The organism is Castellaniella sp. WN, assembly GCF_054457555.1.
The window spans coordinates 2,372,612-2,393,162 of the sequence record NZ_JBTKZC010000001.1 but is presented as its reverse complement, the minus strand read 5'-3'; the positions used below and the strand labels follow the sequence as shown (position 1 = coordinate 2,393,162).

Annotated in this window: 18 protein-coding genes, 1 tRNA gene, 3 pseudogenes and 1 other annotated feature; of the genes and pseudogenes, 13 read left to right on the top strand and 9 right to left on the bottom strand. The window is 62.6% G+C overall.

Annotated features, from left to right (window positions below):
• Positions 1-2,223, top strand: coding sequence for a UvrD-helicase domain-containing protein (locus tag ACTPOE_RS11280; RefSeq protein WP_458872270.1), 2,223 nt, complete (start codon positions 1-3; stop codon positions 2,221-2,223).
• Positions 2,224-2,271: 48 nt separating this feature from the next.
• Here the strand turns inward: ACTPOE_RS11280 and ACTPOE_RS11275 are convergent, their stop codons facing one another.
• The 4 genes from ACTPOE_RS11275 to ACTPOE_RS11260 form a co-directional block, all read right to left on the bottom strand.
• Positions 2,272-2,502 carry a hypothetical protein gene (locus ACTPOE_RS11275; protein WP_458872269.1) on the bottom strand — a complete coding sequence of 77 codons (231 nt, stop codon included), beginning with the start codon at positions 2,500-2,502 and terminating at the stop codon, positions 2,272-2,274.
• Positions 2,503-2,687: 185 nt separating this feature from the next.
• Entirely contained in the window at positions 2,688-3,428 is a 741-nt protein-coding gene (locus ACTPOE_RS11270) for an enoyl-CoA hydratase/isomerase family protein (RefSeq protein WP_458872268.1), read from the bottom strand.
• Entirely contained in the window at positions 3,425-4,402 is a 978-nt protein-coding gene (locus ACTPOE_RS11265) for an NAD(P)H-dependent flavin oxidoreductase (RefSeq protein WP_458872267.1), read from the bottom strand. The genes ACTPOE_RS11270 and ACTPOE_RS11265 overlap by 4 nt, the downstream gene beginning before the upstream one ends.
• A gap of 267 nt (positions 4,403-4,669) precedes the next feature.
• On the bottom strand, positions 4,670-5,569 hold the full coding sequence (locus tag ACTPOE_RS11260; protein ID WP_458872815.1) for a c-type cytochrome: 900 nt from the start codon (positions 5,567-5,569) through the stop codon (positions 4,670-4,672).
• A gap of 132 nt (positions 5,570-5,701) precedes the next feature.
• Between ACTPOE_RS11260 and ACTPOE_RS11255 the strand changes: the two genes are divergently transcribed.
• Positions 5,702-5,776, top strand: a tRNA-Arg gene (locus ACTPOE_RS11255).
• A 51-nt stretch (positions 5,777-5,827) separates the two neighbouring features.
• Here ACTPOE_RS11255 and ACTPOE_RS11250 read toward each other — a convergent pair.
• Positions 5,828-6,235 carry a hypothetical protein gene (locus ACTPOE_RS11250; RefSeq protein ID WP_458872266.1) on the bottom strand — a complete coding sequence of 136 codons (408 nt, stop codon included), beginning with the start codon at positions 6,233-6,235 and terminating at the stop codon, positions 5,828-5,830.
• Between the two features lie 161 nt (positions 6,236-6,396).
• On the bottom strand, positions 6,397-6,549 hold the full coding sequence (locus ACTPOE_RS11245) for a transposase (protein ID WP_458872265.1): 153 nt from the start codon (positions 6,547-6,549) through the stop codon (positions 6,397-6,399).
• A 123-nt stretch (positions 6,550-6,672) separates the two neighbouring features.
• On the opposite strand from ACTPOE_RS11245, the gene ACTPOE_RS11240 reads away from it, so the two are divergent.
• Positions 6,673-7,413, top strand: a complete 741-nt coding sequence (locus ACTPOE_RS11240) for a FadR/GntR family transcriptional regulator (protein WP_458872264.1) — start codon at positions 6,673-6,675, stop codon at positions 7,411-7,413.
• 200 nt (positions 7,414-7,613) lie between these two features.
• Here ACTPOE_RS11240 and ACTPOE_RS11235 read toward each other — a convergent pair.
• A protein-coding gene (locus ACTPOE_RS11235) for an IS3 family transposase (protein WP_458869997.1) occupies positions 7,614-8,800 on the bottom strand; the annotation gives its coding sequence in 2 pieces (ribosomal slippage) (positions 7,614-8,536 and positions 8,536-8,800; 1,188 coding nt in all).
• A gap of 102 nt (positions 8,801-8,902) precedes the next feature.
• On the opposite strand from ACTPOE_RS11235, the gene ACTPOE_RS11230 reads away from it, so the two are divergent.
• Together ACTPOE_RS11230 and ACTPOE_RS11225 are read left to right on the top strand one after the other, a co-directional pair.
• Positions 8,903-10,243 (top strand): MFS transporter, encoded by a 1,341-nt coding sequence (locus tag ACTPOE_RS11230; RefSeq protein ID WP_458872814.1) that lies wholly within the window; start codon positions 8,903-8,905, stop codon positions 10,241-10,243.
• A 188-nt stretch (positions 10,244-10,431) separates the two neighbouring features.
• Positions 10,432-11,079 (top strand): RraA family protein, encoded by a 648-nt coding sequence (locus tag ACTPOE_RS11225; protein ID WP_458872263.1) that lies wholly within the window; start codon positions 10,432-10,434, stop codon positions 11,077-11,079.
• A gap of 133 nt (positions 11,080-11,212) precedes the next feature.
• Here ACTPOE_RS11225 and ACTPOE_RS11220 read toward each other — a convergent pair.
• Both ACTPOE_RS11220 and ACTPOE_RS11215 read right to left on the bottom strand, forming a co-directional pair.
• A pseudogene (locus tag ACTPOE_RS11220) lies at positions 11,213-12,160 on the bottom strand (IS630 family transposase); the annotation flags it as partial.
• A gap of 32 nt (positions 12,161-12,192) precedes the next feature.
• Positions 12,193-13,751: pseudogene (locus ACTPOE_RS11215) on the bottom strand (IS3 family transposase).
• A gap of 101 nt (positions 13,752-13,852) precedes the next feature.
• Between ACTPOE_RS11215 and ACTPOE_RS11210 the strand changes: the two are divergent.
• The 8 genes and pseudogenes from ACTPOE_RS11210 to ACTPOE_RS11175 all read left to right on the top strand — a co-directional run bounded on the left by ACTPOE_RS11210 (position 13,853) and on the right by ACTPOE_RS11175 (position 20,533).
• Complete coding sequence (locus ACTPOE_RS11210) at positions 13,853-14,995, top strand: phosphotransferase family protein (protein WP_458872262.1); 1,143 nt, start codon at positions 13,853-13,855, stop codon at positions 14,993-14,995.
• Between the two features lie 49 nt (positions 14,996-15,044).
• On the top strand, positions 15,045-15,419 hold the full coding sequence (locus tag ACTPOE_RS11205) for a helix-turn-helix domain-containing protein (RefSeq protein WP_458872261.1): 375 nt from the start codon (positions 15,045-15,047) through the stop codon (positions 15,417-15,419).
• 47 nt (positions 15,420-15,466) lie between these two features.
• A protein-coding gene (locus tag ACTPOE_RS11200; RefSeq protein ID WP_458870381.1) for an IS3 family transposase occupies positions 15,467-16,704 on the top strand; the annotation gives its coding sequence in 2 pieces (ribosomal slippage) (positions 15,467-15,749 and positions 15,749-16,704; 1,239 coding nt in all).
• Positions 15,748-15,864: a sequence feature (AL1L pseudoknot), on the top strand. Its footprint overlaps the gene before it by 117 nt.
• Before the next feature lie 34 nt (positions 16,705-16,738).
• Positions 16,739-17,425, top strand: a pseudogene (locus ACTPOE_RS11195) (IS630 family transposase); the annotation flags it as partial.
• 11 nt (positions 17,426-17,436) lie between these two features.
• On the top strand, positions 17,437-17,736 hold the full coding sequence (locus tag ACTPOE_RS11190; protein WP_458870379.1) for a hypothetical protein: 300 nt from the start codon (positions 17,437-17,439) through the stop codon (positions 17,734-17,736).
• 62 nt (positions 17,737-17,798) lie between these two features.
• Entirely contained in the window at positions 17,799-19,118 is a 1,320-nt protein-coding gene (eno, locus tag ACTPOE_RS11185; RefSeq protein WP_458872260.1) for a phosphopyruvate hydratase, read from the top strand.
• Positions 19,115-19,960: a fumarylacetoacetate hydrolase family protein gene (locus tag ACTPOE_RS11180; protein ID WP_458872259.1), complete on the top strand. Its 846-nt coding sequence runs from the start codon at positions 19,115-19,117 to the stop codon at positions 19,958-19,960. Before eno ends, ACTPOE_RS11180 begins: the two co-directional genes overlap by 4 nt.
• Positions 19,961-19,987: 27 nt before the next feature.
• Complete coding sequence (locus ACTPOE_RS11175; protein ID WP_458872258.1) at positions 19,988-20,533, top strand: SDR family NAD(P)-dependent oxidoreductase; 546 nt, start codon at positions 19,988-19,990, stop codon at positions 20,531-20,533.
• Positions 20,534-20,551: the final 18 nt, after the last annotated feature.

Below are 20,551 nucleotides of genomic sequence, written 5' to 3'. Positions count from 1 at the left end.
GTGGTGCCGGGATCCACCCTGCCGCAGGGTCTGAACGCCCGCCAGCGCGAGGCCGTGCTCTACCTGGACGGCCCGTGCCTGGTGCTGGCCGGCGCGGGCAGCGGCAAGACCCGCGTCATCACCCAGAAAATGGCCTATCTGCTGCGCGAGTGCGGCTATCAGGCCCGCCACGTGGTGGCGCTGACCTTCACCAACAAGGCGGCGCGCGAAATGAACGAGCGGGTCCGCGCCCTGGTGGACCCCCGGCTGCTGCGCGGGCTGACAGTGGGCACTTTCCATTCCCTGGGGCTGCGTTTCCTGCGCGAGGAATACGCCGGCGCGGGATTGAAGCGCGGTTTTTCGATCCTGGATGCGACCGACGCCCAGGGCATCGTCCAGGAACTGCTGGCTACGACCGACCGCGCCCGCCTGCGGGCGGTACAGCAGACGATCTCCCTGTGGAAGAACGCCCTGCTGGACCCGGACGGCGCGTCGCGGATCGCCCAGGGGCCCGACGAGGCCGAGGCGGTGCGCGTCTACCGCAGCTACGAGGCGACCCTGCGGGCCTACCAGTCGGTGGATTTCGACGACCTGATCCGTCTGCCCGCGCGGATGCTGGCGGCCGACGAGGCCCTGCGCGCGCGCTGGCAGGCGCGGGTCCAGTACCTGCTGGTGGACGAATACCAGGACACCAACGCCTGTCAGTACCAGCTGGTGCGCATGCTGTGCGGGGACCGGGCCATGTTCACGGCGGTGGGCGACGACGACCAGGCGATCTACGCCTGGCGCGGCGCCACGGTGGAAAACCTGGCTCAGCTGGCGCGCGACTATCCGTCGCTGCGGCTGATCAAGCTGGAGCAGAACTACCGTTCCGTCCAGACCATCCTGGAGGCGGCCAACCGGGTGATCGGCCACAATCCCAAGACCTTCGACAAGACCCTGTGGTCGGACCTGGGGGTGGGGGAGCCCATCGTGGTCACGCCCATGGATTCCGACCAGGCCGAGGCCGAGTCCATCGCCATGCGCCTGTCGGCGGCGCGCTTCGAGCGCCAGGCCCAGTGGAAGGATTTCGCCGTGCTGTACCGGGGCAATCATCAGGCCCGGGTGATGGAGCAGGCCCTGCGCACGCTGAGGATTCCCTACACGGTCTCGGGCGGACAGAGCTTCTTCGACAAAGCCGAGATTCGCGACGTGCTGGCCTGGCTGCGGCTGATCGCCAACGAGGACGAGGATCCGGCCTTCATCCGCGCGGCGACGACTCCCCGGCGCGGCATCGGCCAGGGCACCTTGCAGGCCCTGGGCGCCGAGGCTGCCCGGCGCGGCGTGTCGCTGTATGCAGTGGCCGCCGATGTGTCCGAGGCCGTCCTGCCATCCGCCCGGCAGTGCGAGGCCGTGCGCGGCTTCGTCCGGCTGGTGGGCCACTTTCAGGCGCGCGCGGCGCGGCGCGGCGGCGTGGCGCCTCCCTTGCCGGGCGCGGAGATCCAGGGCGATCTGCTGGCTTTCGATCCGGATCCGCCGGCGTTCGACGCGGACCCGGCCGCTCGTGCGCCGGGAAGCCTCCCATCGGAAGCCTTGCGGGCGGCCCGGACCAGCGTGCCGGCCGGCCTGGCGGGCGCCGCCACGGGCATCGACGGCCTGCGCGGCGACGATGCCGGCCGGGTGCTGGACGACCTGCTGGCGGCGATGAACTACGAGCGGCACCTGTACGACACGCTGGACGAGCGCCAGGCCCAGTCCCGCTGGGCCAATGTGCTGGAATTGCTGGACTGGCTCAAGCGCAAGGCGGACGAGGACGACATGACCTTGCTGGAACTGGTCCAGCACGTCGCTCTGGTCACTATGCTGGAGCGTGCCGATGACGAGGAGCCCGATGCGGTGAAGCTGTCCACCCTGCATGCGTCCAAGGGGCTGGAATACCCCCACGTCTACCTCATCGGGGTCGAGGAAGGCCTGCTGCCCCACCGGGGCGGCGACGACGAGGGAGATGTCGGCGAGGCCGCCGTGGCGGCCCGCGCGCGCCGCATCGAGGAAGAGCGACGCCTGATGTACGTGGGCATCACGCGCGCTCAGCGCACGCTGCGGATCAGCTGGTGCCGCAAGCGGCGGCGCGGGCGCGAGGACACTATCTGCGAGCCCTCGCGCTTCATCGCGGAAATGGGCCTGAGGGCCGAAGCGCCGCGGCCGGTCGGCGACACCGATCCGGACCGGACGCTGGATCGGCTGAAGGCCTTGCTGAAACGCTGAGGGACCTCTGATTCAGAGGCCCCTCAGCGAATTGGAGAATACTGGGAATTACCAGGGAGTGCGGCTGTAGCGCATGTCGCGCGCGCGGGCTTCGGCCTGGGCGTTGATCACGTTGGCGATGAAGCGGCCGGTGGCGACGGCGGCGCGGCCGAGCGTGCGGCCCAGGCCGCGGATGGCCTTGCCCAGTTGCAGGGGCTGCTGTGTGGCGTCGAGGAGGGAGCGGCTGTAGGCGCGTTCGAGGGCGTCGGACAGCAGATTCGGGGTTTGCGTAGCGTACATGACTGACTCCTGTTTCAGAAGCTTCAGATTTCAACAAGAGTCAGTATAGGGTAAACCCTAGGATAAAGATAGGGGAAAACCCTAATATTCCGTAAGAGAAAGAAATTGCTGCCTGAAAAACAACAGGCGGATCCGGGCGGGACGGAACCCGGCTCCGGAGCGAGGCGCGCCGGAGCCGGCGCCGCCTACTCGGCGGATTCCTTGCGGGCGAAGAACGTCCGAAAAGCCGCCTGGGCCTCGGGGGACTTCAGTCGTTCGAAGAACGCCGCGGCCTCCGTGTCCAGGACGCGATGGACCTCGGCGCGCCCGGGCTCGCGCAGCAGGCGCTTGCTGGCGCGCACGGCCTGGATCGGCTGGGCGGCCAGCGAATGGGCGCAGGTGCGCGCAGCGGCGAGCGGGTCGTCCGCCAGGGCGGTCAGCAGTTGGCCGGCCAGGGCGTCCTCGGCGCCGAAGGGCTCGGCGCCCAGCAGCCACCGGGCGGCCCGGCGATCGCCCGCGATCCGGGGCAGCAGCAGGCTGGAGGCGCCTTCCGGACACAGACCCAGGGACACGAAGGGCAGGCGGAACACGGCGTCGGGGGCGGCATAGACGAAGTCGCAGTGTTGCAGCAGCGTGACCCCCACGCCCACCGCCTGGCCCTGGACAGCGGCGATCACCGGTACATCCACCGACGCCAGGGCATGCAGGAAGGCGATCGAACCCACGTCGCGGCTGTCCTGCGGCATCTGGAATTCCGCCAGGTCGTTGCCCGCGGTGAAATGCCCGCCCGCGCCGTGCAGGATCACGGCCGCGCAGGCGGGGTCCGCGTCGGCCTCGCGCAGGGCGCGCTCGATGTCGCGGTACATGGCGTCGGTCAGGGCGTTGCGCCGTTCCGGCCGGTCGATGAGGATTTCCAGGACGGCGCCCTGGCGTTCGGCGCGGATCATGCGCGGACCTCCTCGACGAAGTGGTCGCACAGCGCCTGGGCGGCCTCGCGATATTCGTCGCGCAGGCGGGCCACGATGTCGGCGGTGGGCAGCACGCCGTCGATGTTGCCCACGCCCTGGCCGGCGCCCCAGATGTCGCGCCAGGCCTTCTTGCTGTCGCTGCCGAAGTTCGTGCCCTGGGCGGCCGGCAGGTTGTCGGGATCCAGGCCGATGTTCCGTACGCAGGGCTTCAGGTAGTTGCCCGGGATGCCGGTGAAATATGGGGTGTAGACGATGTCGGCGGCGGCCGTGTCGACGATCATCTGCTTGTATTCGGGCTGGGCGTTGGCTTCGGTACTGGCGATGAAGCGCGTGCCGATGTAGGCGAAATCGGCGCCCATGGCGCGCGCGGCCAGCACGTCCTGGCCCCGGCTGATGGCCCCCGACAGGCAGACCGGACCGTCGAAGATGCGCCGGATCTCGCCGAGCAGGGCGAAGGGCGACAGCGTGCCCGCGTGGCCGCCCGCTCCCGCGCACACCAGGATCAGGCCGTCGACGCCCGCGTCCAGCGCCTTTTGCGCGTGGCGCAGCGTGGTCACGTCGTGGAAGACCTTGCCGCCCCAGCCATGGATCGCGTCCACCACCTGATTGGGCGCGCGCAGGCTGGTGATGATCAGCGGCACACGGTGCTCGGCGCAGACTTCCAGGTCGTGCTGCAGCCGGTCGTTGGACTGGTGGATGATGTGGTTGATGGCGTAAGGCGGAACCGGCCTTTCCGGATCGGCGGCGCGCAGGGCCGCCAGGCTGGTCTCGATCTGCGTCAGCCATTCGCCCAGTTTTTCCTGGGGCCGCGCGTTGAGCGCCGGCATCGAACCGATGATGCCGCTGGCGCATTGGGCGATCACCAGTTCCGGACTCGAGACGATGAACATGGGCGCCGCCATGACGGGCAGCGTCATGGACTGGTGCAGCGCCGTGACAATGGGGTGGGACATGAGGATGGGTCTCCCGCGTGAGCATGAGGCCGCCAGGACCGGCCGGGGCGGGCTGGAACGCCGCCCGTCGGCGCCGGCTCGGGCGGACGAACCCCGGCTGGCCCGCCGGGTGGTGCCCCATTCTAAATCAAACAATTGTTTGAAAACATAGTGGATATACCGAGACCGGACCGGTCCCGTCGGCCGGAAATGAAAACCCCGGCTTTTTCGGGCCGGGGTGGAGGGACCGCGATGACGAGGGCGGTCGGGGCGGCGCGCGTCGAATGTCTACTTCGCGGCATCCACCATGTACTGGATGGCGGCCTTGAGCTCCTCGTCGGAGGCTTGCGAGCCGCCGCGCGGGGGCATGGCCTTGATGCCGGAGATGGCGTTCTTAAGCATGGTGTCCAGGCCCGTTTTGACGAAGGGTTCCCAGGACGCCTTGTCGCCGAACTTGGGCGCGCCGGCCAGGCCGATGGAGTGGCAGGTGATGCAGACCGACTCGTAGAGCTTCTTGCCGACGGCGTTGCCGGCGTCGGCCTGGGCGGCGGGCTTGGCCTCGGCCTGGGGCGCGGCGGCCGGGGTTTCGGCGGGTTTGGCTTCGGCGGCCTTCGGGGCTTCGGCCGGCGCGGCCGGCGCGGCGGCCGTTTCAGTCTTGGCGGCGGCGTCACCGGCCGCCGGTTCCTTGGGTTCGTCGAAGTGGGCGCCTGACTGGTTGGTCATGTAGACCACGGCGCGCGCGACCTCGAGGTCGGCCAGCGCGGCATTGCCTCCCCTCGGAGGCATGGCGCGGATACCGTTGATGGCGTTCTTGACCAATTCATCGTAGCCCAGTGCGATGTACTTGGCCCAGGCGTCCTTGTCGCCGAATTTCGGCGCCCCCGCCACCCCCGTGCCGTGACAGGCCGAACAGGTGGACTGGAAGACCTGTTCGCCGGTCTTGAGGACCTTGGGCGCATCGGCGTCGACCAGCTTGAAGCCGGCCACGGGCTGGATGCGCCGGGCGATGGCTTCTTCCGACTGGCTGTCGGAACCCGCGCCCGTGCGGATGGACGATCCGACCAGATTGACCAGCAGGATGATGACCGCGATCGGGATCAGGAAGGCCAGGATGACCGTGATCAGCAGCTGACGCGGGGTCTTGATGGCGCTTTCGTGTCCGTGGGCGTGTTCGGGGAGGCTCATGATGGGATCCTGATAATCGTTTGTGTTACAGGCTTCAACCGTCGATTATAGCGACTGGCCTGTGCCGCTGCATGGCGCGCATGCGGTCATGCCAGCGGGAGCGGCGCAAACACGCTACAATGGCGTCCCCATGCCGCGCCTGTAGTTCAATGGATAGAATAGGAGTTTCCGAAGCTTCTGATACAGGTTCGATTCCTGTCGGGCGCGCCAATCAAATCAGGCTCTACCCCAGGCCCTACCCCATAAACGGTGGATGGGCCTTCATCGGACACGGTTGATGACACCGTTCCAGCCGTATTGAGCCAAGACTCTGATGCGGTAATTCTCAAAGTTCCTGAAGCCGTAGGCCCTGCGCGAGAGCATGGTTTTGATGGTTTTGTCGCCCACGATCACGCTTCCAGGGATCAAACGGAGGCAGGCTTTGAGGGCCGGTGTATCGCCGGAATCGAGCAGATCATCGAGGTCGTCAATGCCGTCCGCGATCGACTGGTAGAGTCGTTTCAGTTTCTGCTCGACGCTTGCGACTTCAGCCTGGAGGGCGACGAGCCGGCTGTTGGCGGCAGTCGTGCGGGCCGCACGGCGCTCGGCGAGCGACGAGAGCGGCTCCGTCAGGCGTTTTTGCGTGAATAGGTTCTCCTTCAGGGCGCGAACCACTCCCGTGTCGAGCATGGGAATGGAATTGCCTTTGCGGTCGGACCTCAATTGTCGTCGGAGCCTGTGCGCCCTGATGCGTTACCCTCACGGAGGTCGAGGCGGCGACAATGAGAGGCAATGGGAATACACGCGGGCGTGTCTGGCGGTCCTGGCTCGCCGCGCCTAGCGTCGCGGCGTCAGCGCTGCACCATGTTCGGGTTCAGGCCGTGCGCAATGGCGATGCCTGCAACCGAAGCGCTCGGCCGGTCACAAGCCTCAAGAATCTGTGCCTTGAAGGCCTGGCTGTGCTTGCGCCGCGCGGGCCGCTGCGCCGAACTATCCGGACCCATGGATAGTCCCCATCAAAAACAAGTGGGGACTATCGTTCACCGATCACCAAGCTCCCTCGAGGTGTGTTCGGCGGATACTTGCAAATTTGCAACAGAACCAACGATCGACGTAAGGAGATAACCTTGAACAAAAAGATTCCCGCTGATGAACAACCAGCCAGCGAGACGAACAGTTCAGGCCGCAAGGTCCGGTGGGTCGTAGACACGATCGGATCGTCCATCGCGAGCGGAGAGTTCAGGCCAGGAGAAACCCTGCCCATTGAATCGATCATGTGTCAGCAGCTCGACGTGGGACGAAACGTCCTTCGAGAGGGGTTGAAAATCCTTGCTGGAAAGGGCTTGGTACATACTATCCGTCGGGCGGGCACGTCTGTGCTTCCGCAGTCCCGATGGAATATGCTCGACCCTGACATCCTGCGATGGATTCTGGCGACAGACAACCTTCGCGCCGAGATGCTGTGCGAACTCGCCAAGCTACGCAGAATGATCGAGCCGGAGGTGGCGGCACTTGCCGCCGTCAACGCAACAACGACCGAGGTTCTCCGTCTATTCGCAGCTTACGAGGAGATGGAGCGCTTCGAGAGCGACGCTGCACGGGCAATCGAGGCCGATATTTCATTTCATGAGCGTATGTTCGAAGCAGCGCATAGCCCGCTCTTGTCGAGCCTTCTGCGGGCATTCATGGTGTTGTTGCGTGCGAACTTCGAAATAACCGTCATAGGTTATTCTGGAAATCTGATCGGACATCGCCTTGCAGCCGAAGCTATCCGAGATCGCGATCCACAGGCAGCTCGCACGGCGATGCTGAGGCTTCTCACCAACAATGAAATTGCCATGACCAAGGGGGAGGAAGCCGTAGGGTAACAGTTATCCTGTGGCTGAGGGTCTTTTGGGCACAAGCACTGCGCAAGACAGCGCTCCCGAACGCTGTAGGCCAGTCGCTGGTAGTGGCTATTGGCCTAGTGTCCTGTCTGGCTAATTCCGATCCTTACCTTCGGCGCCCGGGCTGGCCATGCTGCGTTGCTTGATATTGCCCCCGTTTTTCGTAGTCCTTAGTTCGGGGTTCAGGCAGCGATTTTATAGTGATTCGCGTGCCAGATTTTTTCGTATTCCATTGGACTGGTGTAGCCCAGTGCCGAATGCAGTCGCCGGTGGTTGTAGAACGTAATCCAGTCCATCACGGCAACTCTGGCTGCGCGGTGGGAAGCAAACTTTCGGCCATCAAAGCAAGCGGCCTTCAAACGCGCCCAGAGGCTCTCTGTTGGCGCATTATCCCAACAGTCTCCCTTCCTGCTCATCGACGGATGGATCTTCCAGGTGCGCAGCGCCTGCTGGAAGTCATGGCTGCAATACTGGGCGCCCCTGTCGCTGTGGAAGATCAGTCCCGGTGCCGGTCGGCGGCGCAAATAGGCCATCTCCAGGGCATCCTTGACCAAGCTGGTCTGCATGTGCGGCTTCAGGCTCCAGCCAACGATCTTACGGCTGAACAGGTCGATCACGGCCGCCAAGTACAACCACCCTTGGTCCGTACGCAAATACGTGATGTCGCCGCACCAGATCCGGTCCGGTTGCGGCGGATTGAATTGCCGCTTCACCAGATTTGGGGCTACTGGCAAGGCATGCCTGCTGTCGGTCGTCACAACATATTTGCGTTTGACGCGAGCGCGTATTCCGTGGGCTTTCATCAGCAACCGAACCCGCTCCTTTCCTACCTTCAGCCCACGTCGCCGAAGCTCCCGATAGATCCTCGGCCAGCCGTACTCTGCCTTTACCTCACGGTGGATGACGCAAATGTGAGCCAGTACCCGTTCATCGGGCAAGCGAGTACCTGCCGAGACACGTCCAGAACGCTGCCAGCCGTAGTAGCCGCTTTCGCTGACACACAACACCCTGCACATCGCACGAATCGGCCAGCGACCTTTCATTTTTTGAATCCAGGCGTACTTTGCAGCGTGTCCAGCGCAAAGTACGCCGCGGCTTTTTTTGCAATGTCACGCTCCATCCGAAGCTGGGCATTCTCAGCTTTCAGACGGGCAATCTCCATCTGTTCCACCGAGACTGGCGCTGTCGCTTTCGTGGGCCCTGGGCCTAGATCCCCGAGCTCGTGTTGACGTACCCAGTTGCCTAAACTTGCCTTCGGAATCCCCAGCGAATCGGCCACGGCACGGATTGACGATCCCGCCAGCACCTGACGCACACTCTCTTGCTTGAACTCCTGCGTGTACTTCGCACGCCTTCTCAAATCTGTCATTTCTTACTCCTTGAGTTCCAATTTAACTGGAACTAAGGACTTCGTCATTCAGGGGCAAGCTCACCTAATCGTGGGTTACCTGAAAGGAGACAAATCTTGAGCGTGGATCGAGCTGAACCGTTGCGGGGCTTCGACGTGGGTAGTCAGGCGGCAACTCTTAATTCTGGCGTTCGAAAGGCGGTTGGAGCGGCCACAGTCGGGACACTCATTGAGTGGTACGACTATGCGCTCTATGGCGCCGCCGCCGGATTGATCATCAACAAGCTGTTCTTTCCCAATCTATCCGAGGCGAGCGGCATACTTGCCGCCTTCGCTACATTCGCGGTCGGTTTCGTCGCTCGACCTCTGGGGGGAGTTCTGATTTCACACATCGGAGACAAGTTCGGCCGCAGACCGGCTCTCATCCTCACCATCATGCTGATGGGCGGCGCTACGGTAGCAATGGGCTTGTTGCCTACTTTTGCCCAGATCGGGATCTGGGCGGCGGTACTGCTCGTGTTGTTTCGTCTGATCCAAGGCTTCGGCGCTGGCGCGGAGTTGGCCGGTGCAGTCGTACTCGTTGCCGAATACGCCCCGCCGCGGCGCAGGGGCTTTTACACCGCGATTGTCAACGCGGCTCCTGGCGGCGGGATATTGCTTGCCACACTCTCGTTCCTTGCGATTTCAGCATTGCCGGAGGATGTGCTTCTGGGTTGGGCGTGGCGTGTCCCTTTCCTGCTGTCGGGCCTGCTTTTCGCGGTCGCGCTCTATATCCGAAAGCGCCTCGACGAAACTCCCGAATATACCGCTGCCGTCGAGAAGGCGAACGCACAAAGCATGCAGCAGCACACGCCCTTGAAGGAACTCTTCGCAAAGGGACGGAAGGAGCTGATTTGCGGTTTTCTTTCCGTTACCGGCCATAATGCAAATGCCTACATCCTGGCTGCCTTTGCGCTGAGCTATCTGATCAACACGGTTGGAATGAGTCGTTCGGAGAGTTTGCTTGCCGTTACGATTTCGACGATGGTTGCCATCGTTAGCGTACCTTTGATGGGTGCGCTTTCGGATCGTATTGGCCATGCCAAGGTCTTTTCGCTTGGCGCTCTGTTTGCGATCTTGTTCGCCTTCCCGTTCTTTTGGATGCTCGATACTGGCAACCTCGCCATCGCCACGCTGGCGATGAGCCTCCTCTACGGAATCGGATACGGCGCAATGGCCGGCGCGCAAGGTGTATTTCTGTCCGAGTTGTTCGAAACAAGATACCGCTTTTCAGGGTTGGCCCTTGCGCGCGAACTCAATGGCGCATTGGTCGCCGGCCCTACGCCATTCATCGCTGCGGCGCTGGTCAACATCGCTGGCGGCAAGCCGTCGCTCGTGGCCTGCTACCTCATGTTTTGCTGCGTGCTGACGATAGTTGGCGTCACGATAGCCAAGCGGGCAAGCAGAACTCGTATTCGATGGTGAGGGCGGCGAAATGCGCCTCACCGTCGAAAAATCAATCTCCCAGCTCTGGAAGGCGGGGATAACCGAGCGTCTTTCGGGTGCGTCCGCCCCTTCCACTTTGTCGCGACCAATGGCTGTCATGCGGCAGGCATGTCGCCTCTGCATAACCGTCGCATGAAACAACTGAAATCAGAAAAGGACATAGTACGATGACTGACCTCACACAGCGCCTGGGTGCCTGCTATTCCGGTGCGGTCTACGACATCATGCGCGACATGGGGCGCCCCGATTGCGTCTTGCCGCGCCAGATCCGGGCCATCGATCCAGACACGCGCGTTTTTGGTCGCGCATTTACCTTGCGCGGAACGCCGGATGCCCAGCTCTCTGCGGAGGAGAGCATGCTGGAATGGACGCAGTTCCTTAGCATCGCGCCTCCAGACCACGTCGTTGTCTGCCAGCCCCAGGACGACATGCGCGCGCTGATGGGAGAACTTTCCGCTGAAACGTTGCAGTACCGCAAGGTTCGGGGTTACATCGTCGATGGCGGATCGCGTGACAATGCGTTCATCCGCAAGATCGGGTTCCCGCTGTTTTCACGCTTCCAGACGCCTCGCGATGTGGTCGCGGCTTGGCGACCCGAGGCGCTCGGCGAGCCGATCACTATCGGCCATGTCCGCATCGAAACCGGAGACTATGTGCTGGCTGACATCGATGGGATCGTCATCATCCCGCAGGCAATCGCGGAGGAGGTGGTTTCAAAGGTCGAGGCGGTGATCAACACGGAGAACTTCGTGCGCAAGGCTATCCTCGAAGGCACCGATCCGAAGCAGGCCTATCTCCATTTCGGCAAGTTCTGATCCCGGCTTGGCGTTGCCCGCGCTTCGGCTTCGTTGTTCATGGGCGTGGGTGCGGTAAACGGTGATCTGATGGCGACTGGATAGGGGCGGGCGGACGCCACCCACCCATTATTGATCCGGCCCTCAAACAGTTTTACGCAGCGTATTTGACGTGGAAGTCTTGGAAGTAGGCTTTGACACGTGCCGGCTCGCTGGCGACGACTTGCATGTGCTCTTCTGCAGCGGCGCGTAGTTTGGCCTTCGTGCGTATCGGAACCTTGCGCCCGATGACGTGTTTGAGATCGGCATTCAAGCGTTCTTCGGGATTGAGTTCGGGGCTGTAACTGGGCAGATAGAACACTTCCATCTGATCGGAGTGTGCGGCCAACCACGCCTTCACCGGCTTGCAGTGATGCACGCCCAGGTTGTCCAGGATCAGAAACACCTTGCGCCCGGCATCCTGGACCAGCGACTCGAAGAACTCGATCAACTTTTCGTGATTGAACGCGCCATCAATGATCATCCAGCGTGCCTTGCCCTGGTTGGTGACGCTGGCGATCATCGACAGCTTCTGCCGCGTCCCGCCAATGGCCATCGCCACCGGAGTCTTGCCCTTGGGCGCATAGCTGCGACCGCGCACGTCGGTGTTCACCAGCGCCGTCTCGTCACCCCAGTGGACCTCGCCGCCCTCGGCCTTGGCACGTTCGGCGATGGCCGGATACGTGTCCTCCAACCAGGTTTGCACCGCGGCGGGCGATTGCTCGTAAGCACGCTTGATCGGCTTCTGCGGGGTGAAGCCCCAGCGGGCCAGATACTTGCCCACCGAGCGCACATGCAGCGTCACACCACACTCGCGCTCGATCAGCTGCATAACCGCCGCACGGCTCCACAGCGCAAAGTCCATCTTCAGCTGCTCGGGGCGCTTGTCGCAGATGATGCGGCACACCGTCTGTTCCTGCTCGGCGGTCAGTGCGCGATCCTCGCCACGGCGACGGCCACGCCGACGGGGTGCCAGCGACAGCATCCCCCCCGCCTCATAGCGTGCGATCACCTTGCTCACCGCCGTGTGACTCAGCCCAACGTCAACGGCGATCTCGGTGATTGTCAACCTATCTGTCGCATTTTCTGAGTGACTCAAGCCGCCCGCTTGAGGTCTGAATTTCGCTTGGCACAGGACGCGTGACCCTTCTGCGGGTTGAGGAAGACCTCGTCGACTCTTGTCCAGTTGCGGGTCCTGCCGCTCCAGCGCTCCGGGTGCTTTTCGCGGGCCGCCCGATAGAGGGCATGGCGCCGTTCGAGCAGGCCGCGATCGCGCCCACAGTGACGCTGCTCAGGCGTCACGAAGCCGATAGCGCTGTGCCGGTGCTCGGTGTTGTACCAGCGCACGAACTCACCGACCCAGGCCCGGGCAGCCAGCAGACCGGTGAAGGGCTTGCGAGGGTAGCGGGGGCGGTACTTCAGAGTCCTGAACAAGGACTCTGAGTACGGGTTGTCATTGCTCACCGCTGGCCTGCTGAACGATGGCGCCACACCCAGCTCCCGTAGTGTCGCCAGCATGGTGGCGCCCTTCATCGGGGAGCCATTGTCGCTGTGTAACACCACCTGCCCTGGGAGGATGCCCTCGCGGCGGCAGATATCGCGCATCAGCTCACTGGCACGGGCGCTGTCCTCGGTGTCATAGACCTGCCAGCCCACGATGTGACGGCTGAACAGGTCAAGAAACAGGTACAGGTAGTAGTACTGGCCCCGCACGGTGGCGGGCAGATAGGTGATGTCCCAGCTGAAGAGCTGCCCTGGCGCAGTAGCCGTCAGCGCCCGAGGCCGATGCACCGGGCCAGGCGTGCGATCAGGCGTGCGATGCACCAGTTGCCCGGCGGTACGCATCAGCCTGTAGATCGTCGATTCACTGGCCAGATAGACCCCCGTATCCGCCAGGCGTGGCACGATCTGAGAAGCGGGCAGGTGGCCGTACTCGCTGCTGTTGACCACCCGCAGGATGCGATCACGCTCGGCATCGCTCAGGCGGTTGCAGGGCCGCTGTACCCGCGTGGGGCGCCCATCGCCTTGCTCCGGGGCCCGCCGCCAACGTTGCAGTGTGCGTGCGCTCAGATTGATTGCTTCACAGGCGCGTGCCTGTCGAGCACCAGCCGTGACCGCCTCAGTAATCAATGCCATGATCTGTCGGCGCTGTGTCAGTGAGGTCATTTGTCCTCGTCCTCCCACAGCGCCTGGTATTTTTTTTGCAGTACCAGCAGGGCTGCCGCCTCCGATAACGCCTTGTCCTTGCGGGCCAAATCACGGCGCACGCCAACCAGTTCCTCTTTGAGCCGACGCAGCTCCTGGATATCGGCTGCGGGCTTGTTCCCCGACTGTTCGAGCTCATGCTTCCAGGCCGTGAGCTGATGGGCGAAGATGCCCCGTTCCCGGCACCAGGCGTTGCGCGCCTCTTCGGCCAGAGAATGGGTCTCAAGCAGGGCCTGCAGCCGCTGTGCGGATGTCCACCGACTGGCGGGGGCCTCTTCTGAGGATTGCCTGCGCAAATGAGCCATCTTCGGATTGCGAATCCAGTTCTTCAGCGTATGGACCGACATGTTCAACTCCTGGGCCATGTCAGCCACCGTGCGCGTGCCGCGCTGCAGGGTCTTGCGGATCGCCTCCTCTTTGAAGGCCGTGCTGTAGGTCGTCAAATTCATCTAATCGTTCCAAATCCGATGCGACAACTAGTCTGACACAGGGGGATCTGAGGTTTGCTTCGTCCGCGTTTGTACGCACGAATCACCTGCCGACGCCTCTCATGCTGCTCGGCCGGACTGAGCTTTCTTGCATCATCTTTTTCCATCCGCAAAGCATCGCATCAGATCGACAGAATTTCAATCTATTTATGGGCCTGATCTATAGTAAATCGAGCAAACGGATGACCAATCTAGCGGGCCCCCCGGGGGGGGCGGTTGTTGACCCGGCTATTATCGAGTTTCTCCAACGGTCCGGGCTGCTGCAATATGACCAGCCGTGGACGATCGAGCCGCTTGTCGGGGGTGTCGCATCGGATATCTGGAAGGTCCAGGGACAAGGGGCGGCCTTCGTCGTCAAGAAGGCGCTGTCGAGCCTGCGTGTAGCCCAGGAGTGGAAAGCTCCGGTCGCACGCAATGCCAGCGAGGTTGAATGGTTGCTCGAGGTTTCCAAGACCTCTCCGGCCATGGTGCCCCGCATCCTTGCGCATGATCCGTTGATTGGCGCGTTCGCCATGACCTATTTCGATCCTTTCGAGAATCCGGTCTGGAAAGAGGCGCTTAGGCATGGACGCGCCGACGCCGGCTTCGCGCGCAGACTGGGCAGCAGCATCGCCGCAATCCATTCTGCGACCGCGCGGTCGCAGGAGCTTGGCCGGCGATTTGCCAATGACGAGGTGTTCCAGTCGATCCGGCTCGAACCCTATCTCGAAGCCACGGCGCGGGTTCATGCCGATCTTTCGGGGCCGCTGCTTGCCCTTTCACGGGATGTTTTGAACACGAAGCTGGTGCTGGTTCATGGCGATGTCAGCCCCAAGAACATTCTGGTCGGCAGCGAGGGCCCCATCATTCTCGACGCCGAGTGTGCCTGGTACGGCGATCCGGCCTTCGACATTGCTTTTTGCCTCAATCATCTTTTGCTGAAGTGCGTCTGGCGCCGACAGGACGCGGCCGGGTTTCTGGCCTGTTTCCAGGCGCTTGCGGAAGCGTACCTCGATGGCGTGAGTTGGGAGCCGCGGGCCGAACTGGAGGCTCGGGCATCGAGGTTGCTGCCGGCGCTTCTGCTGGCCCGTATAGATGGCAAATCGCCCGTCGAATACATCACCGCGGAGGCGGACAAGAACTTCGTGCGTCAATTCGGACGAAAGTTCATCCAGTTACCCCCACTTTCCCTAGTACAACATCCCTTAAATACTTTGAATAATTAATCGCCTCGGCTATCATGTCGTGATGAACCGAGGCCGCCCTGCAACGCCAGTGAAGCTGGCAAAGAAGGACAGACAGGAACTGCTGTCGCTGATCGCGCGCAAGACCGCTACGCAGCGCGATGTCATGCGTGCACGAATCGCCTTGGAGGCGCATGAGGGCCATAGCAGCACGGTCATTGCGCGCAAACTGGGAGTATCGGTGCAAACAGTCTGCCTGTGGCGCAAGCGCATTGCTCAGCAAGGCGCCCAGGGTATTCGTGAAGGCGAACGCAGCGGTCGCCCGGCGCGCATCACGCACGAAGAGCGGCTGCAACTGATCGCACTGGCGTGCGAAGCGCAGGAGCCTGAGGGGCGGGTCACTCCCACGCTCGACGAGATCGTGGCGCGCGCGTTGGAACGCGGTGTCGTTGAGCAGATCAGCTGAATCACCCCGGGTTTTGAGGAGGCTCCAAGCTTTGAGAGAATGGAGCCATGGTCAACAATCAAACCAAATTTTCACCTGAGATCCGTGAACGGGCCGTGCGCCTGCTCCTGGAACACCGCGACGAGTACGCGTCGCAGTGGGCTGCCGTCACATCGATTGCACCCAAGATTGGCTGCTCGCCGCATTCGCTGCTCAAATGGGTTCGGGCCCAGGAGGTGGAGACGGGTGTACGTGCCGGTATCCCGCAGGCCGAGCAGGAACGCATCAAGGCGCTGGAGCGCGAGGTCAAGGAGCTGCGCCGAGCCAACGAGATTCTAAAGACGGCCAGCGCTTTTTTCGCCCAGGCGGAGCTCGACCGCGTCCTGAAGAAATAAACGCCTACATCGATCAGCACCGAGACTTGTACGGGGTCGAGCCGATCTGCAAGGTATTGCAGGTCGCCCCGTCAGCCTACAGGCGCCATGCCGCCCGGTGTCGCAATCCAGATCTACGCAGCCACCGGGCCAAACGGGACGAGCAGCGCATGGTCGACATCTACCGCGTCTGGGATCAGAACTTCCAAGTCTACGGCGCGCGCAAGATCTGGCGCCAGATGCATCGGGAGAACATGCCCATTGCCCGCTGTACGGTCGAGCGACTCATGGGCCGCCTGGGGATCGAGGGAGTGCGCCGGGGCAAGCGGATACGCACGACGGTTCCCGATGCCTCCAAACCCTGCCCGCGCGATCTGGTGCGTCGGGCCTTCCATGCTGATCGACCCAATCGCCTGTGGGTGGCTGACTTCACCTACGTATCCACTTGGCAGGGATGGATGTACGTGGCCTTCGTCATCGATGCGTATGCCAAGCGCATCGTGGGCTGGCGCACGAGCTCGCGGATGACCACAGACTTCGTGCTCGATGCCCTGGAGCAGGCGCTCTACGACCGGCACCCCGATCCGGCCGCAGGCCTTGTCCATCATTCGGATCGCGGTTCGCAGTACGTGTCGATCCGTTATTCCGAACGGCTGGGCGAGGCGGGTATCAGCCCTTCGGTGGGGGCCACGGGCGACGCCTATGACAACGCCCTGGCCGAGACCATCAACGGCCTGTACAAGGCAGAACTGATTCATCAGCGTGGCCCCTGGAAGACCAAGGCTGCCGTGGAATTAGCCACCTTGGAATGGGTGGCCTGGTTCAATCATCAGCGGCTGCTGGAATCGATTGGCGACATCCCCCCCGCCGAGGCCGAACAACGGTACTATCAAGTGCTTGCAACACCCGCTGCTGAGGCGGTTTTACTTTAACCAAACAGCCTCCGCGATTCCCGGGGTGATTCACAGCCGCAGCCACGTGCAGCGCATCTTGCAGGCCGGCGATGTGCGTCCGCACCGGGTCCAGCAATGGCTGCATAGTCCGGATCCGGCCTTTCGCGAGAGGGTCAACGAGATTTGCAAGTTGTACCGCAGAGCGCCTCGAGATGCGGTGGTGCTTAGCATCGACGAGAAGACCGGCATCCAGGCGATTGAGCGCAAGCACCGGGGCCGCGATCCCGCGCCGGGGCGGCTGCGTCGGCGCGAGTTTGAGTATGTCCGCCATGGCACCCAGTCGTTGATCGCCGCGCTGGATGTGCATACCGGGCAGGTGACGGCGGACTGTGGCGATCGGCGCACCCAGGCCGATTTGCTGGCCTTCATGGAACGCCTGGCCGCTGCGTACCCTGACCAGCAGGTGCATGTCGTCTGGGATAATTTGAACACGCATCGCGCCCAGGCCGTCTGGCAGGCGTTCAATGCGCGGCATGCCGGACGGTTTCACTTTCACTTCACGCCATTGCACGCGAGCTGGGTCAATCAGATCGAACTCTGGTTTGCCCGGTATACACGCCGAGTGCTGCGCCATGCCAGTCACACCAGCACTGCGCACCTGCGCGAGCGCACGGCACAATTTGTCCGCACGCATAATCAGGCGGCACGCCCGTTCAAATGGAGTTTCCGGGGCTATCCGCTACAAACCGGCGAATCATAACGAGGAGCGACATGCCAGCCTTATCCGCCAAAGAACACGCCACCCACTTGCAACGACAACTGCGCCATCTGCTCGGCCATGAGCAGATCGCTACGCAAACCTACGGGCATCATCTGCTGATCAAACGTGTGGACGATGAACAGTTGACCGTGGTGGCGCGGCTGACCGAGTTGGACCGTAATCATTATGGCGCGGCTTTTCGAAGCCATAGTGGGCGTTGGGAACCGTTGCCAGGCACAGGCTCGCTCGACGAGATGGCACAGGTGGTCGCCACACTCTTGCAGCCGTATTTGCAGCCCGATAATTATTAAACCTATTTACAGGATGCTGTACTAGTCGATGTTCACCGGGCCTGGGCCGAGGAACTATACAAATGAACGGGACGCAAATTGCTCACATCAAGGGCCGGCGCGTATGGGATTCGCGCGGCCACCCCACGGTCGAGGCGGAAGTTACGCTCGCCAACGGAGTGCAAGGGCGCGCCATCGCGCCGGCGGGCGCCTCGCGGGGAGCACGGGAGGCAATCGATCTGCGCGATGACGGCAAGCACCTGCGCGGCAAGGGCGTTGCGAAAGCCGTTGCCAATGTCAACGGGGCCATCGCCGGTGCGTTGGCTGGAAGGGACGCCGCCGATCAGGCCGATATTGATGCGGCGCTGCGCAGACTCGATCCGTCGCCCCTGAAGGACACGCTCGGCGGCAACGCCACGGTTGCCGTGTCCCTCGCCGTGCTGCATGCCGCCGCGGTCGCCGCCCAGACGCCGCTGTGGCGGCACATAGCCGGCATGTATGGCCGCCAGCCCTCGATCCCGCTCCCGGAAATCCAGATCTTCGGCGGCGGGGCCCATGCCGGCAGGCGCGTGGACGTACAGGATTTCATGATCATGGTTCCCGGTGCGTCCAGCTTCGATGAGGTGATGGAGATCACCAACGAGGTGTACTTCGCGGCAGGCGATATCATGGCGCGGAAAGGCTGCCTGGCGGGCGTGGCGGACGAGGGCGGCTGGTGGCCGGTATTCGACAGCAACGAAGAGGCGCTCGAAACGCTGTGCGAGGCCATCGCGCTCGCGGGGGAAAAACCGGGCGACCGGGTTGTCATCTCGCTTGATGTCGCGGCCTCCGAGTTCGGGCGCGACGGCCGATACAAGCTTGCCCTGGAAAATCGCGAACTGGACTCGGCCGGTCTGATCGATCAGCTCGGCCGATGGCTCGACACATATCCGATCGTATCGATCGAAGATCCGCTGGCGGAAGACGATGCCGAAGGGATGGCCGCGTTTACCGCGCGTTTCGGCGACCGCGTCCAGATCATCGGTGACGACTTTCTGGTGACGAATGCGGCTCTTGTCCGGGAGGCCGCCGGCAACGGCGCCTGCAATGCCGTGTTGGTCAAGGCCAATCAGGTGGGCAACGTCACGGAAGCGGTGGAGACGTTTCTTGCCGCCGAGCAGGCTGGCTGGCGGTCAGTCGTGTCCGCGCGCTCAGGGGAAACCGAGGACGTGTCCATCAGCCATCTCGCCATCGGGCTCGGTGCCGGCCAGTTGAAGGTCGGCTCGTTCACGCGGTCGGAGCGGATGGCCAAATGGAATGAATGCATTCGCATCCAGGAACAACTTGGCGCCAAAGCCTTTGCTGCCGGCGTGCCGCTGAACGGGACCTGGTGGGGCAGAAAGAACGGAGGGACAAGAGCATGAAATTACTACGGGTAGGCGAAATCGGCCGCGAAACGCCCTGCGTCATCGACGCAAGTGGCAAGGCGCGGGATGTATCCTCATTAATCGGCGACATCACGCCGGCAACGATCGGGTTTGTAGCCGAACGGTTGGCAGGAAGTGATTGTTCCGCGCTTCCTGAGGTCGCCCTCGGATCAAAGCGCATCGGCGCGCCCGTGAACCAGCCGCGCAACATCTGGTGCATTGGCCTCAACTACTCCGATCATGCGGCGGAGGCCGGTCTGCCTGTGCCGCAGGAACCTATTCTTTTCAACAAGTCCTCTGCGACCTATTGCGGACCGAACGACCCGATCCTGTACTCGAAGACGATGACCAAGCTCGATTGGGAGGTGGAACTTGGCGTCGTCATCGGCAAACGAACACTGGGCGTTACGCCGGAGGACGCCCTGGATCACGTTTTCGGCTACACGATCGTCAATGACGTCTCCGAGCGCGCCTGGCAGATGGAGCGGGGCGGACAATGGGTCAAGGGCAAGAGCTATCCCAATTTTTGCCCGGCGGGACCTCTGCTGGTCACGGCTGATGACGTGCGAGATCCACAACAGCTGACCATGTGGCTGGACGTCAACGGGACACGGATGCAGTCCGGCTCGACCCGCAACATGATCTTTGATGTGCGCACGATCGTCTCTTACATGAGTGAATTTTGCCAGCTCGAACCCGGCGATCTCATTTGCACGGGAACGCCGCCCGGCGTTGGCGCCGGCATGAAGCCGCCTCGCTACTTGACCGTCGGCGACGTTGTCGAACTCGGGATCGAAGGTCTGGGTGAACAACGTCAGACCGTTAAAAGTGCGGTGTAGCCGCCAAAACAACTTGGGATAGACATCATGATTACATATGAAAATCCTTCGCGGCGTCTTTCAGGCAAGATCGCGGTCGTGACGGCGGCAGGGCAAGGAATCGGCCGCGCAGTTGCGGAACGCTTCCTTGCCGAAGGCGCAACGGTATATGCCAGCGATTTGAGGGGCGATCTCGTTTCCGACCTGAACGGTGCACGGACCAGCAGCCTGGATGCCACCGATTCGGCGGCGATCGAACGGTATTTCGAGGGCTTCGACCGTATTGACGCTTTGGTGCATGCGGTCGGCTATGTCCATCAAGGAACGATCGAGGAGTGCGGCATTGAAGATTGGCGCCGCTCGACGGCGATCACTCTGGACAGTGCATACTATGTGCTCAGGGCCTCGGTTCCCAGGATGAAGACGCATGGCGGCAGCATCACGACGATTGCGTCGGTTGCATCGTCGATCAAAGGCCTGCCAAAGCGGGCGGCCTATGGCGCGGCCAAGGGCGGGGTAATCGGGCTAACGATCATGGTGGTAGGCACCACCCCTGAAGATGAAAGAGACTTTGGGGTGGAAGGTGTTGGGTGAAGGTCGTAAAAGTTTTTG